We start from the raw sequence: 11,799 nt of genomic DNA on the forward strand, positions 1-11,799 counted from the left end.
CCCGGTCTGCTAGACGGTTTCAACCATGACCGTTCGCGTGATCCGTCCGATTTCGATTAGTCGCCCGGCGTAGCGCCAGGGCCGTAGAGCCCCGCGCACGTCGGGATCGAATATCGCCGATGCCGTTCAACGGCCTTCACGCTAGACTGCGTCCGCGCCGCCTCCTCGGCGCCCGCGCTAAAGACAAAGATTGCCCCATGGCCGACGCCACCAACGACACCGCCACTGAAGCATCGGGCCGCGACTATCGCGACACCGTCTTCCTGCCCGAGACGCCCTTCCCCATGCGGGGCGGGCTGCCCAAGAAGGAGCCGGAGATCATCGCCGCCTGGGGCGACCTCTACAGCCACCTGCGCACTGTGCGTCAGGCCCAGAAGGCGCCGCTCTACGTCCTGCACGACGGCCCGCCCTACGCCAACGGCGACATCCACATCGGCCACGCCCTGAACAAGACGCTGAAGGACTTCGTGGTCCGCTCGCGCTTCCTGCTGGGTTATGACGTCGACTACGTCCCCGGCTGGGACTGCCACGGCCTGCCGATCGAGTGGAAGATCGAGGAGCAGTTCCGCGCCAAGGGCCGCCGCAAGGACGAGGTGTCCAAGTCGGAGTTCCGCAAGGCCTGCCGTGAATACGCCGCCGGCTGGATCGACGTGCAGCGCGATCAGTTCACGCGCTTGGGCATCACCGGCGACTTCGACAACCGCTACGCCACCATGGACTTCTCGACCGAGGCGGCCATCGTCGCCGAGTTCCACAAGTTCAAGAACTCGGGCCAGCTGTATCGCGGCTCCAAGCCCGTCATGTGGTCGCCGGTCGAGCGTACGGCCCTGGCCGATGCCGAGGTCGAGTATCACGACCACGTCTCGCCCACGATCTGGGTCAAGTTCCCGGTGGTCGGCGCGACCGACAGCCACCCCGACGACCTGCTGTCCTTCCGCGCGGCCACGCCCTCGGTAGTGATCTGGACGACCACGCCCTGGACCATCCCGGCCAACCGCGCCATCAGCTACGGCCCCGAGATCGCCTACGGCCTCTATGAGGTCACGGCTCTGGAAGAGGGCCTGGACTACGAGCCCTGGGCCAAGCCCGGCGACCGCTTCATCATCGCCGACAAGCTGGCCGAGGACGTATTCAAGGCGGCCAAGATCAGCGGCTTCACCCGCGTCGACGCCATCAACCCCTCGGGTCTGGAATGCGCCCACCCGCTGGCGGCGCTCGACAGCGGCTACGGCTTCTCCGTGCCCCTGCTGGCCGGCGATCATGTGACCGACGACGCCGGTACTGGCTTTGTCCACACCGCGCCGGGCCATGGCGCGGACGACTATGCCGTCTGGCAGGCCCACGGCCACCGCGAGGTGCCGGACACGGTGGACGCCGACGGCGCCTATTACGACCACGTCCCCCTGTTCGCCGGCCTCAAGGTGCTGGAGACCGAGGGCAAGAAGACCGGCAAGTTCGGCCCCGCCAACGGCGCAGTGATGGAAAAGCTGATCGAGGCCGGCAACCTGCTGGCGCGCGGCCGGATGGAGCACTCCTATCCGCACTCCTGGCGCTCCAAGGCCCCCATCATCTTCCGCAACACGCCCCAATGGTTCATCCGCATGGATGAAGAACTGGAAGACGGCGCGACCCTGCGCGACAAGGCCCTGACCGCCATCGACGCCACCGCCTTCCACCCGGCGGCGGGCAAGAACCGCATCCGCTCCATGGTCGAAAGCCGGCCTGACTGGCTGATCAGCCGCCAGCGCGCTTGGGGCACGCCCTTGGCCATGTTCATGGACAAGCAGACGGGCCAGCCCCTGCATGACCCCGAGGTCGACGCCCGCATCCTGAAGGCCGTGTCCGAGGGTGGCGCCGACGCCTGGTTCGACCGGCCCGACGCCGACTTCCTGGGCGCGCACGACGCCGACCGCTTCGAGAAGGTCGAGGACATCCTCGACGTCTGGTTCGACTCCGGCTGCACCCACGCCTTCACGCTGGAAGCCCGCGATCCGGCTCACGGCTACACCGGCGACCGCCCCTCGCACTGGCCCGCCGACCTCTATCTGGAAGGCTCCGACCAGCACCGCGGCTGGTTCCAGTCCAACCTGCTGGAGGGTTCGGGCACGCGCGGCCGCGCCCCCTATGACGCCGTCCTGACCCACGGCTTCACCCAGGACGAGAACGGCGAGAAGATGTCGAAGTCGCGTGGAAACACCACCGACCCGGCCGTCGTCATCAAGGAGTCGGGCGCCGACATCCTGCGTCTTTGGGTCGCCCTGGTGGACTATGCCGAGGACCAGCGGATCGGGAAGCAGATCCTGCAGACCACGGTCGACGCCTATCGCAAGCTGCGCAACACGGTCCGCTATCTGCTGGGCGCCCTGAACGGCTTCGACGAGGCCGAACGCCTGCCCTACGACCAGATGCCGCCGCTGGAACAGTTCATCCTGCACCGTCTGCACGAACTGGACGCTCAGGTCCGCGAGGCCTACCGCGACTATCGCTTCCAGGATGTGGTCCGTCCGGTGCTGGAGTTCTGCTCGGGCGACCTGTCGGCGCTCTATTTCGACGTGCGCAAGGACAGCCTCTATTGCGACCGTCCCGACAGCGTCCGCCGCCGCGCCGTCCGCACGGTGATGGACGAGGTCTTCATGCGCCTGACCGCCTGGCTGGCCCCGCTGACGCCCTTCACCATGGAAGAGGCCTGGACCACCCGCTTCCCGGAAGCCGGAACCAACTGCGCCCGCGTCATCCCGGAAACGCCGGGCGAATGGCGCAACCCGGCCGAGGCCGAGCGTTGGGCCGGGGTCAACACGGTGCTGGAAGTGGTCAACGAGGCGCTGGAAGCGGCCCGTCGCGACAAGCTGATCGGCGGCGCCCTGGACGCCTGGCCGGTGGTCACGGCCCCGGCTGAGCTGCTGGCGCCCTTCGAGGGCCTGGACGCCGCCGAGGTCTTCCGCACCTCGGGCGCCGAACTGGCGGTCGGCGGCGACGCCGTCACCGTCGAGGTCAAGCTGGCCGACCATCCCAAGTGCGCCCGCTCCTGGCGCCGCGTCCCTGACGTCGGCTCCGACGCCGACTTCCCCGACCTGTCGGCCCGCGACGCTGACGCCGTCCGCTGGCTGGACGCGCACAAGGCTTAAGGGATCAGGCCCCTTCGCTCCGGCGGAGGGGCCTTTTCTTTCCTCCCCATTCCATGGGGAGGGGGACCACGAAGTGGTGGAGGGGGCGACGCCGCCCTGTCCCGATTTCGCGCTATTGCTATCGGCCGTAGCGCCGCCCCCTCCGTCGCGTCGCTGCGCGCCGCGCCACCTCCCCATGAAATGGGGAGGAAAGAAGCTGCTCAACTGGCATCATGAAAAATCAGCTCCAGCGTCATCCGCTGGCCTGCCCTTACCCTGCTGACCCCGTGGCGCATCTGGACGCGATAATCGCCGCGCGTCCCTGCAACCGGACGGTCGCGCACGGTGAAGATCACCGCCTCGCCCTGTTTCAGCGGCACGACGTGGGCTTGTGACTGCGATCGCGGCTTCTGCTCGACCAGCACGAACTCGCCGCCTTCGAACTCGCCGGTATCGCTGAGCAGGATCGCCGCCTGCAAGGGGAAGACCAGATCGCCATAGAGGTCCTGATGCAGCCGGTTGTAGTCGCCGGGACCGTAGCGCAGCATCAGCGAGGTCGGCCGCGTCTGGCCCGCCGCTTGGCATTGGGCGGTTAGCTCATCCAGACTGTCGGGAAAGCCCGGCCGCTCCAGCCGCGCCGCCCAGCCGTTGGCGATGGGCGCCAGACCCGCATAGAGCCGTGCCCGCAGCCGGGGCAGGGGATCGGGCAAGGGATTGTCGAAATACTGATACTCGCCCTGCCCAAAGCCGTGCCGCTGCATGAGGATACGGCTGCGGAACCGCTCGGGCTGGTCGTAGAGGGCTTGCAGGGCCTCACAGGTCGCGGACGTCAGCAGCGGGCCGACAGTCGCCCAACCCTGGGCGTTCAGATCATCGGCGATGCGGGGCCAGTCGAGGGGAGAAGCGGCGTCGGTCATGAGCGCATGAACGCTGCGTTGGCTGTCGCTGTCTGGCGGTTATCGGCCTCTTCTTTCCGCCCCATTTCATGGGGAGGTGGCGCGGACGCGTAGCGTCCGTGACGGAGGGGGCGGCGGGACGGTTGATGTAGGGAGCGCGGAATAGGACAGGGCGGCGTCGCCCCCTCCACCGCTACGCGGTCCCCCTCCCCACGAATGGGGAGGAAAGGGGCGGCCTAGAACCGGCGGCGCTGCTCGGCCGACTTCAGCGTGGTGCGGACGAACTCGGCGGGCGGGTCGGTCTCGGCCAGCACGGCTTCCTTGATGGCGCGGGGCTCGCCGAACAGGTGGCCCTGGCCCATGCCGATGTCGAGTTCGAGGATGTCGACCACCTGCTTCTCGCTCTCGACCTTCTCGGCGATCAGTTCGAGGCCGTAGCGACGGGTCAGAGGCGCGAAGTCGGCGGCCTGGATGTCGGGCTGGGTCGGCAGGGGCGCGGCGCCGTCCAGGTCCAGTAGTTGTTCGATCAGCAGGTCGGCGGCGACCTTGATGAAGCGCACGTCCGAGCGTTGCAGGTCGGCGAAGTCCAGATCCAGCGTCTGCACCTTGTCGATGGAGAAGCGGAAGCCCAGGTCCGCCAGCTTGGCCATGTTTCGGGCCTCGGCGGCGCCGCGCGCATCGAAAGTCGCCTGACCCAGTTCGAAGATCAGGGCGTCCTTCAGGTCGCGGTTCTGGCTGAGGAAGTCGAGGAACTGGGGGAAGAAGGTCTCGTCGCCCAGCGAGGCCAGCGACACGTTGCAGAAGACGCCGACCTTGCGATCCTGACGCGCGAGGCGGCGCACGATCTGGGCGCAGCGGAACAGCAGCAGGTTGTCGATGGCGGGCAGCAGGCCCTCGCCCTCGGCCACCGACAGGTACTCGGCGGGCATCATGACCCGGTTGGACGGGTCGCGCAGGCGGGTGAAGCTCTCGTAGAAGACGGTCCGGCGCTGGGGCAGGGTGACGACCGGCTGCAGATAGAGGTCGATGCGGTTTTCCGTCAGGGCGTCGTGGACGGTCTTCAGCAGGGTGTTGGACTGAACCTGGCGACGGCCCTCATAGGTGTCGGCGGTGATGGGCGAGGTCGCCAGACGCTCGTCGATCGACTCGCTCATCTGCTGGACCAGACCCTCCAGCATCCGCACCTCGCCGGTCAGGGCCTCGGTCTTGGACAGGGCGCCGCTCTCGATGGCCTCGGCCAGTTCGGTCAGGGCGCCTTGCGTCGACTCCATGGCATCGGCCAGCAGGCGGTGCGCCTCGCGGACCTTGGCGATCTCCTTGCGCAGGGCGCGACGGTCCAGAACCCCTGACACGGCGGCGTGCAGCCCGACCAGAACCCCCAGGGCGCCCAGCACCCCGGCGGCGCCCGCGCCCGCGCCCATACCGGCGCGCCAGATCGCCGCCCCGATGGTCAGGGACAGGAAGAGGTAGCCGAAGAACAGAAAACCGCCGGTAATCTTGCGCATGGGGCCGGTGTTGAACCGCCTTTCCCGTATGGAATCGGCCAAGTATCAGGGTAACTAGAGGTAACGGCTAGGGTTCGGACACAGAAATCCGACCAAATGGGAGGTTTAGGCGTGGAATTGTTTGATCTGAGCGGCAAGGTCGCCATCATCACCGGCTCGTCCAAGGGCATTGGCAAGGCCATAGCCGAGCGTCTGGCTGAGCACGGCGCCCGCGTCGTCATCTCCTCGCGCAAGGCCGGGCCCTGCGAAGAGGTCGCCGGCGCGATCAACGCCAGGCACGGCGAGGGCCGCGCCATCGCCATCCCCGCCAACATCGCCTCGAAAGAAGACCTGCAACGGCTGACGGACGAGACCAGGGCCGCCTTTGGCCAGATCGACATCCTGGTCTGCAACGCCGCGACCAATCCCTATGCCGGACCGATGGCGGGCATCGCCGACGACCAGTTCGAGAAGATCCTTCAGAACAACGTCATCTCCAACCACTGGCTGATCCAGATGGTCGCGCCGCAGATGCTGGAGCGGAAAGACGGGGCGATCCTGATCATCTCGTCCATCGGCGGGCTTCGTGGGAACGCCCTGATCGGCGCATACAACATCTCCAAGGCCGCCGACATGCAGCTGGCGCGCAATCTGGCGGTCGAATACGGCCCGTCGAACGTGCGGGTGAACTGCATCGCCCCCGGCCTGGTCCAGACCGATTTCGCCAAATACCTGTGGGAGAACCCGGAGCTGCTGAAGACGGTGACGGAACCCGCCCCGTTGAAAAGGATCGGCCAGCCTGATGAAATCGCGGGCACGGCGGTCTATCTGTGCAGCCCTGCCTCGGCCTATGTGACCGGACAGACCCTGGTCGTGGACGGCGGACTGACGATTGCCTGGTGAAGAACAACGCTCAAGCAGCCCGAAGGGCGATAGCGCACATAAAAAGATCGGGTTTTTCCAGGACCTGAACTGGCGGCTGGAAGCGGTCGCCTTCGCGGCGCTGTTCGGTCTCCTGCGGGCGCTGGGCGTCGAGCGGGCGTCGGGTTTCGGCGGCAAGCTGCTGCGGACGCTCGGCCCGCTGACCGGCACGCATAGGACGGTGACGCGCAACCTGCGCATCGCCTTCCCCGATATAGACGCCGCCGAGCGCGACCGCCTGGCGATTGATCAGTGGGAGCAGACCGGGCGCACCTTCGCCGAAATGGCGGTCATGGACCGTCTGACGCCCAGCAGCGGTCGTATCGACCTGGTCGGTTTCGAGCGTTTGCACGCCATCCGGGACAGCGGTCGCCCGGTGGTGTTCGCCTCGGGTCATCTGGCCAATTTCGAGATCATGGCCTCGGCGATCCTGGCGGCGGGCGTGCCGTGCCAGGTCACCTATCGCGCGGCCAACAATCCCTACGTCGAGGTCCAGATTCGCCAGAGCCGTGCGCGTTACGGCATCAAGCTGTTCGCGCCCAAGGGCGACGGCACGCGCGAGCTGATGGCGGGCATGAAGCGCGGCGAGTCGGTCGCCCTGCTTGTCGATCAGAAATACGATCAGGGGCCGGAGGTCGAGTTCTTCGGTCAGCCGGTCAACGCCTCGCCCGGCGCGGCCCGGCTGGCGCTGAAGTTCGGCACCGTGATCCAGCCCCTGTCGGTGGTGCGCCTGCCCGGCGTGCGTTTCCGCGTGACCGCGCATGAGCCGATCACCGTGCCGGATACGGGCGACAAGGCCGCTGACGTTTTGGCCGGCGTTCAGGCGGTCAACCGTTTCGTCGAGGATCGGGTGCGCGAGCATCCGGTGGACTGGTTCTGGGTCCACAAGCGCTGGCCGGCCAAGGTCTATGCGGCGCTGAGGGCTTCCGAAACCTAGTCGATCACGGCGTCGCTGACGCGTCGGAACGGCCCGGCGTAGGCTTCCGGCTGGGTGCGGCGGCGGTCAGGGCCGAAATAGCTGTCGCTTCTGATGAATTCGCGCGGATGCAGGATGACGGACTGGATTCGGGTCAGCAGGGCCAGGGGCGTGACCGGCTTGACCAGGAACTCGGTCACTCCGGCGTCGCGCGCCTGGGCCACGCGTCGGTGCTCGGAATGGCCTGTCATCATGATGATCGGCAGATAGGGATTGGGGCTGTCCGGGGCGGTGCGGATCAGTTGGGTGAAGGTCACTCCGTCCACCGGCAGCATCCTGAAGTCGACGATGGCCAGATCGGCGGGACGGGCGTTCAGCGCCTCCAGCGCTGCGGAGCCGTCGGCCACCTCACGCAGCTTGGTCACGCCGATGGACTTCAGCATGGCGAAGATGATGGACCGCATATTGGGATTGTCGTCCGCGAGCAGGACGTCGAGCGATTGCAAGGCGGACATGGGTTACGACACAATCTGACAGACGGCAGGACCGAACGGCATCAAGAAGCGGAGGGTCGCTGACGTCAGGCGTCGCGCACGGCGGCCATGAATTCCAGCGGACTGGCGTAGGCTTCCTGGCGTTCGACGGACCAGTAACGCAGGGCGGCCAGCGGAATCGGCACGCCGCTGACGGCGCAGGCCACATAGGCGCCGGGGCGCAGCACGGCGAACTCGCCGTCGCCGTAATGCAGCGTGGCGGGCGAGGGCGAAACGGGAGGCGAAGCAGGCGTCGTCATGGATCGATGATTGGCACGGGTCGCGGCGCGAGACGAGAGCCGAATCGCCGTCATCTCAAAGAAGACGAAGTCGTGGCGGGTGGGTGAACCAAAAACCGCTCATCCCCGCCTCCGCGGGGATGAGCGGATGAAAATCTAAAAGAGGTCGCCCTGACCTGCCGCCGGCGCCTTCGGACGAGGCGTCGGCTTGGGCGCAGGCGTGGCACCCGACCGAGGGGCTACGCCTTCGCCGTCGATGGTCGCCTCCCTGGCGCCGTCGCCGAAGACGATGCGGACCGCCTGGCCCGGCGACAGGGCGGCGGCCGAGGCGATCATGGCGCCCTCGGCGTCCTCGATGCGGGCGAAGCCGGGCTTGGGCCGCTTGGGGTCCAGCGTCGCCAGCGCCCGCGACAGGGCGGCCAGGCGGGTCTCGTCGCGATCCAGCCGCCGCTTCATCGCCGGGCCGAAGCGGTCGGCATAGGCGGCCAGCCGGTCGCCGCGTCGCTCGATGGCGCGGTCCAGCAGGCCCTTGGACAGGCGTCCGCCGACCACGGCCAACTGGCGCTCGTGCACGGCGACGTTGCGATGCAGACCCGACCCCAGACGGCTGGCGGCGTGATCGAGCCGCTGTTGCGGCAGGGCCAGCAGGTCTTCGGGCCGGGCGGGCAGGCCGCGCGCGGCCGCACGCAGCCGGGTGCGGCGGTCCTCCAGCAAACGCGACCCCGACCGGGCCAGTCGACCCTCCAAATCGCTCAGCGCCCAGCGCAGGTCGGCCAGGACCGGGGTGGCGATCTCGGCGGCGCCGGTCGGCGTGGGCGCGCGACGGTCGGAGACGAAGTCGATCAGGGTGGTGTCGGTTTCGTGCCCCACGGCCGAGATGATGGGGATGCGGGCCTCGGCCACGGTGCGGGCCAGGCCCTCGTCGTTGAAGCACCACAGGTCCTCGACCGAGCCGCCGCCGCGCGCCACGATCAGCAGATCGGGGCGGGGAATAGGGCCGTCCGGCGTCATCTGATCGAAGCCGCGGATGGCCTTTGCCACCTGACCGCTGGCGGCGTCGCCCTGAACCACCACCGGCCAGACGATGACGCGACACGGCCAGCGCTCGGCGATGCGGTGCAGGATGTCGCGGATCACGGCCCCGGTCGGGCTGGTGATCACCCCGATGGTCGCCGGGAAGGTCGGCAGCGGCTTCTTGCGCGACGGCTCGAAAAGCCCCTCGTCGCGCAGACGCGCCTTCAGCCGTTCCAACTGGGCCAGCAGGGCGCCCGCGCCCGCCGGCTCCATGCTCTCGATGACGATCTGGTACGATGACCGCGCCGGGTAGGAGGTGATCTTGCCGGTGACGATGACTTCCAGCCCGCTTTCCGGCTGGGCGCCCAGCCCCCGGACCACGCCCTTCCAGATGACCCCGTCGATAGCTGCCTTGTCGTCCTTCAGCGTCAGATAGACGTGGCCCGAGGCATGACGGCTCACCTTGGAGATCTCGCCACGCAGCCGCACATGGCCGAATCGGTCCTCCAGCGTCCGCTTCAGCGCGAAGCTCAGCTCCGAGATCGACAGGGGCGGGTTGTTGTCGCGCGCGGCGGCGGGCGCCTCGGCGGGGCCTTCGAAAGCATAGTCGTCGTCAGAGATCATAACGTCACCTTAGCCCGTGTCGTCGCGGGCGGGAACGGGCAGCGGCCCTGCTCGTTGGCTTGACCATGGAACCCGCCGATCCGCCCGGAACCGATCCCGCCGACCGCGCGCCGCGAGAGCAGCAGCTGTCGCGACGCAGCCAAACGCCTGCGGTCAGTCCCTGGTTGGTGCTCGGCGTCATCCTCTTGCTGGGGGCGTCCGTCTATGTCGCCTCGGCCCTGTTCTGAAACGGAGAGCTTCATGAAGACCATCGCCCTGACCGCTGTTTCCGCCGCCGCCCTGATGGCCCTGGCCGCCTGCGGCGACAATCGCACCGACGACGTGGTTCAGGCTCCGGCGTCGGGGGCGCAGCCTGCGCCGGTGACTGAGAACCGCGCCGATCTGGCCACGACCAACGCCGCCCTGGCCTTTGGCATGTCGCGCCAGCAGCTTGAGGACGCCGATCTGATCGCCGCCGACAACACCGACCTAGGCGATGTCGAGGCCCTGGTGCTGGACGCCTCGGGCAAGCTGACCCACCTCGTGGTCGAGCTGGACGGCCCGGGCGACGTCAAGGTGCAGGTGCCGGTCGATCAGGTTCGCAGCCTGGCGCGCAACAACGGCGCCGACAAGGACCTCACCACCGACCTGACGGCGCAGCAGCTGGCGGCCCTGCCGCGCTGGACGCCGCCGGCGCAGTAACCCTTTCTGCCGCTTGACCGCGGCGGCTGGGCCGGTCATTTCGCGAGCATGAACATTCTGCTCGTCGGATCGGGGGGGCGTGAGCACGCCCTGGCCTGGAAGATCGCCCAGTCGCCGCTGGTCACGCGGCTCGTCGCCGCGCCCGGCAATCCTGGCATGGCCAAGCACGCCGAGCTGCGGCCCGAGTTCAAGGCCACCGACGCCGAGGGCCTGGCCGCCCTGGCGCGCGAGATGAAGGCGGACCTGGTCGTGGTCGGCCCGGAATCGGCCCTGGCCGAGGGCCTGGCCGACCGGCTGAACGCGGCGGGCATTCCCTGCTTCGGCCCGACCGCCAAGGCGGCGCAGCTGGAAACCTCAAAGGCCTTCTCCAAGGCCTTCCTGCAACGTCACGGCATCCCGACGGCGGGTTACGGCGTCTATGAGGACACCGCCTCGGCCAAGGGGGCGCTGAACAACTATTCCGCCCCCTATGTCATCAAGGCCGACGGTCTGGCGGCGGGCAAGGGCGTGGCCATCAGCCCCGACAGGCAGGACGCCGAGGCCGAGATCGAGCGGATGCTGGGCGGGCGCTTCGGCTCGGCGGGCTCGCGCGTCGTCATCGAGGAGTTCATGGACGGCGAGGAGGGCTCGCTGTTCGCCCTGTGCGATGGCCAGCGGGCCGTCCTGTTCGGCGGCGCCCAGGACCACAAGCGCGCCTTCGACGGCGACATGGGGCCGAACACGGGCGGCATGGGCGCCTATTCCCCGGCGCCGGTCTTCACCCCGGAACTGGTTCAGGCCGCCAACGACCGCGTGGTCCAGCCGACCATCCAGAAGATGGCGGAGGAGGGCGCGCCCTATCGCGGCGTCCTTTACGCCGGCCTGATGGCGACGAGCGAAGGCCCCAAGGTGGTTGAGTTCAACGCCCGCTTCGGCGACCCGGAATGCCAGGTGCTGATGATGCGCTTCGACGGCGACATCGTGCCCCTGCTGCTGGCCTGCGCCCGCGGCGACCTGACCAAGGCCCCTGCGCCCCGGTTCAAGGACGGCACGGTCATCTGCGTCGTCATGGCGGCCAAGGGCTATCCCGACAGCCCGCTTGAAGGCTCGGTCATTCGCGGCGCCGATCAGGATTTCGGCCCCTACGTCGAGGTCTTCCACGCGGGGACCAAGAAGCGCGACGACGGCACCCTGGTCGCCGCCGGCGGTCGCGTACTGAACGTCTGCGCCTACGGCGCCGACATCGCCGAGGCCCGCGAACGCGCCTATGAAGCCATCGCCAGGATCGACTGGCCCGGCGGCTTCAACCGCACCGACATCGGCTGGCGGGCGCTAGAGCCGCGTTAAGGAAAGAGCGCCGCCGCGCTGATCTTAAATACTCTACGTCACCCTCGGGCTTGTCCCGAGG

At 68.1% G+C, this 11,799-nt stretch carries 11 protein-coding genes; 6 read left to right on the forward strand and 5 right to left on the reverse strand.

The annotated features are described in order from the left end of the window. Positions 1-197: 197 nt before the first annotated feature. Positions 198-3,125, forward strand: coding sequence for an isoleucine--tRNA ligase (gene ileS, locus HX774_RS08325; RefSeq protein ID WP_178825888.1), 2,928 nt, complete (start codon positions 198-200; stop codon positions 3,123-3,125). Positions 3,126-3,325: 200 nt separating this feature from the next. On the opposite strand, the gene HX774_RS08330 is transcribed toward ileS, so the two are convergent. Together HX774_RS08330 and HX774_RS08335 are read right to left on the reverse strand one after the other, a co-directional pair. Next, positions 3,326-4,021 carry a 2OG-Fe(II) oxygenase gene (locus tag HX774_RS08330; RefSeq protein WP_178825890.1) on the reverse strand — a complete coding sequence of 232 codons (696 nt, stop codon included), beginning with the start codon at positions 4,019-4,021 and terminating at the stop codon, positions 3,326-3,328. A gap of 215 nt (positions 4,022-4,236) precedes the next feature. Next, the gene (locus tag HX774_RS08335) at positions 4,237-5,505 is read right to left on the reverse strand and encodes an EAL domain-containing protein (protein WP_114817846.1); all 1,269 of its coding nucleotides are present in this window, start codon (positions 5,503-5,505) and stop codon (positions 4,237-4,239) included. Between the two features lie 111 nt (positions 5,506-5,616). Between HX774_RS08335 and HX774_RS08340 the strand changes: the two genes are divergently transcribed. Next, complete coding sequence (locus HX774_RS08340; RefSeq protein WP_178825892.1) at positions 5,617-6,387, forward strand: SDR family oxidoreductase; 771 nt, start codon at positions 5,617-5,619, stop codon at positions 6,385-6,387. Continuing rightward, entirely contained in the window at positions 6,377-7,342 is a 966-nt protein-coding gene (locus HX774_RS08345; RefSeq protein ID WP_178825894.1) for a lysophospholipid acyltransferase family protein, read from the forward strand. The genes HX774_RS08340 and HX774_RS08345 overlap by 11 nt, the downstream gene beginning before the upstream one ends. Here the strand turns inward: HX774_RS08345 and HX774_RS08350 are convergent. The 3 genes from HX774_RS08350 to xseA form a co-directional block, all read right to left on the reverse strand. Further along, positions 7,339-7,836 carry a response regulator gene (locus HX774_RS08350; RefSeq protein ID WP_178825896.1) on the reverse strand — a complete coding sequence of 166 codons (498 nt, stop codon included), beginning with the start codon at positions 7,834-7,836 and terminating at the stop codon, positions 7,339-7,341. The two genes, HX774_RS08345 and HX774_RS08350, sit on opposite strands and share 4 nt — an antisense overlap. Positions 7,837-7,901: 65 nt before the next feature. Next, positions 7,902-8,114 (reverse strand): DUF2093 domain-containing protein, encoded by a 213-nt coding sequence (locus HX774_RS08355; protein ID WP_114817850.1) that lies wholly within the window; start codon positions 8,112-8,114, stop codon positions 7,902-7,904. A 135-nt stretch (positions 8,115-8,249) separates the two neighbouring features. After that, the gene (gene xseA / locus HX774_RS08360) at positions 8,250-9,731 is read right to left on the reverse strand and encodes an exodeoxyribonuclease VII large subunit (protein WP_178825898.1); all 1,482 of its coding nucleotides are present in this window, start codon (positions 9,729-9,731) and stop codon (positions 8,250-8,252) included. A gap of 65 nt (positions 9,732-9,796) precedes the next feature. Between xseA and HX774_RS08365 the strand changes: the two genes are divergently transcribed. The 3 genes from HX774_RS08365 to purD are packed head-to-tail and all read left to right on the forward strand — an operon-like array spanning position 9,797 to position 11,738. Then, positions 9,797-9,958, forward strand: a complete 162-nt coding sequence (locus HX774_RS08365; RefSeq protein WP_178825900.1) for a hypothetical protein — start codon at positions 9,797-9,799, stop codon at positions 9,956-9,958. A gap of 13 nt (positions 9,959-9,971) precedes the next feature. Continuing rightward, the gene (locus HX774_RS08370) at positions 9,972-10,412 is read left to right on the forward strand and encodes a PRC-barrel domain-containing protein (protein WP_178825902.1); all 441 of its coding nucleotides are present in this window, start codon (positions 9,972-9,974) and stop codon (positions 10,410-10,412) included. A gap of 48 nt (positions 10,413-10,460) precedes the next feature. Then, complete coding sequence (purD, locus tag HX774_RS08375; RefSeq protein ID WP_178825904.1) at positions 10,461-11,738, forward strand: phosphoribosylamine--glycine ligase; 1,278 nt, start codon at positions 10,461-10,463, stop codon at positions 11,736-11,738. The last annotated feature ends 61 nt before the right edge of the window (positions 11,739-11,799 follow it).

Origin of the sequence: Brevundimonas sp. P7753 (assembly GCF_013386595.1) — a bacterium.
Lineage (GTDB): Bacteria > Pseudomonadota > Alphaproteobacteria > Caulobacterales > Caulobacteraceae > Brevundimonas > Brevundimonas bullata.

What these genes read in the sequence shown, in the direction of transcription:
- ileS (WP_178825888.1), top strand. Translation starts at nt 198, where the DNA reads ATGGCCGACGCCACCAACGACACCGCCACTGAAGCATCGGGCCGCGAC.
- HX774_RS08330 (WP_178825890.1), bottom strand. Translation starts at nt 4,021, where the DNA reads ATGACCGACGCCGCTTCTCCCCTCGACTGGCCCCGCATCGCCGATGAT.
- HX774_RS08335 (WP_114817846.1), bottom strand. Translation starts at nt 5,505, where the DNA reads ATGCGCAAGATTACCGGCGGTTTTCTGTTCTTCGGCTACCTCTTCCTG.
- HX774_RS08350 (WP_178825896.1), bottom strand. Translation starts at nt 7,836, where the DNA reads ATGTCCGCCTTGCAATCGCTCGACGTCCTGCTCGCGGACGACAATCCC.
- HX774_RS08355 (WP_114817850.1), bottom strand. Translation starts at nt 8,114, where the DNA reads ATGACGACGCCTGCTTCGCCTCCCGTTTCGCCCTCGCCCGCCACGCTG.
- xseA (WP_178825898.1), bottom strand. Translation starts at nt 9,731, where the DNA reads ATGATCTCTGACGACGACTATGCTTTCGAAGGCCCCGCCGAGGCGCCC.
- HX774_RS08365 (WP_178825900.1), top strand. Translation starts at nt 9,797, where the DNA reads ATGGAACCCGCCGATCCGCCCGGAACCGATCCCGCCGACCGCGCGCCG.
- HX774_RS08370 (WP_178825902.1), top strand. Translation starts at nt 9,972, where the DNA reads ATGAAGACCATCGCCCTGACCGCTGTTTCCGCCGCCGCCCTGATGGCC.
- purD (WP_178825904.1), top strand. Translation starts at nt 10,461, where the DNA reads ATGAACATTCTGCTCGTCGGATCGGGGGGGCGTGAGCACGCCCTGGCC.